Here is a 1,324-nt window from a genome sequence, read left to right as displayed (position 1 = left end):
TTCAAAGCCGCAAATGGCAGTAAAAATCTGGAAAGTGAATCAGATGTGCTCTTGACCTATGCATTTCAGCAACCGTACTTAAAAGGTTTATCCTTACGGTACCTGCGCGTTGACTATAATGTGAAGTCTGGTAAAGATTTTGGTGAGGATCGCATATTTCTTAATTATAGTAAGAAATTTTAATTTAAATAAATTTAGGGAATAGGGCATTTTCCTATTCTCTAAGCTGTATTAACTGTTACTTTCATCTAGTTTAGATGAAATGATTAACTGTTGATTTACAATAATTTATGACTTCTTATATAAATCATTTTTATTTCTCGTGCCTGTTGGTTAGATAGTAATAAAGACTGTCAGGGCTGCAACGAACATGTCTTAATTTTCAATCCGTTAAAAGAAAAAAATATTGATTTAGCCGTATCTCTGCTTGGTCAATATATTCGTGATAGTCGTGACAGACTACTTGATTTATTAGTCAAAGATGCTCAGAAATTTAGAGGATATGGAATCAAAGTGAAGTAATGATCAAGCAGATCTATCTTATTGAATAAAGAAACTTAAACCTGTACTTGACTCTTATGTTTAAAAAAACAGGACATTTTATTTAATTGGTGAATAACAAAAAACCTCGACATCCTGTCGAGGTTTTTCGTATAAGCTGGTTAGGTATAACTCCTGTCGTACCTCACGTTCCTGATGCTAGAACTTATTATTTTTGTTTGATGTTCTGGAACTTCCTGTTCCTGATGAACTTAGGATATGTAATTTTGCTTGATCAAAACAGGGGAAATTATCCTTAATATCTGTGAGCTAAAACGTACAAAGTCGAATAATCACGACTAATTCAATTCTGCCCGTTTCCATATAAAATGAATTACCCTTCACGTCACCAGCCTATAAATTACGAATGATATGGCATCTAAAGAATCAAGCTAATTCAGCCATACAATGGTTAAGACATGAAATTGTCGATTTGGTGAGATTGAATCATCAAATGAAATAATCTGGTTCCTAAAATATTCTTTCAATTTTTGTCTTTATAAATCATACATTAAAGCTATTTTATCCTCTCATCATAAAATGAAAGGATAAAAATAGCAGTTCAGAGGAATGAAATTGCGCTAATCACTCTAAATCACGATTAGAACTTCTTACAATAATTGATAAAGAAACGATCTTCACCAAAGTCATTGCCTGATTTCACCATATAATCAATGCGAATATATTGTAAGGACAGACCCTTCAGGTACGGCTGTTGAAAAGCATAATTCAGAATGATGTCTGATTCACTTTCCAGATTTTTACTGCCATTTGCGGCTTTGAA

General features: G+C 32.9%; 2 pseudogenes. One reads left to right on the top strand and one right to left on the bottom strand.

Annotated elements, in window-relative coordinates:
* Positions 1-183: pseudogene (locus tag C1A47_RS17795) on the top strand (OprD family porin); the annotation flags it as partial.
* Positions 184-1,141: 958 nt separating this feature from the next.
* On the opposite strand, the pseudogene C1A47_RS17500 reads toward C1A47_RS17795, so the two are convergent.
* Positions 1,142-1,324, bottom strand: a pseudogene (locus tag C1A47_RS17500) (OprD family porin); the annotation flags it as partial.

The sequence above is a fragment of the Acinetobacter sp. MB5 genome, from assembly GCF_003261585.1.
Classification (GTDB): domain Bacteria; phylum Pseudomonadota; class Gammaproteobacteria; order Pseudomonadales; family Moraxellaceae; genus Acinetobacter.
Note: the sequence above shows the minus strand (reverse complement) of the source record. Positions and strands in the feature narration are given on the sequence as shown.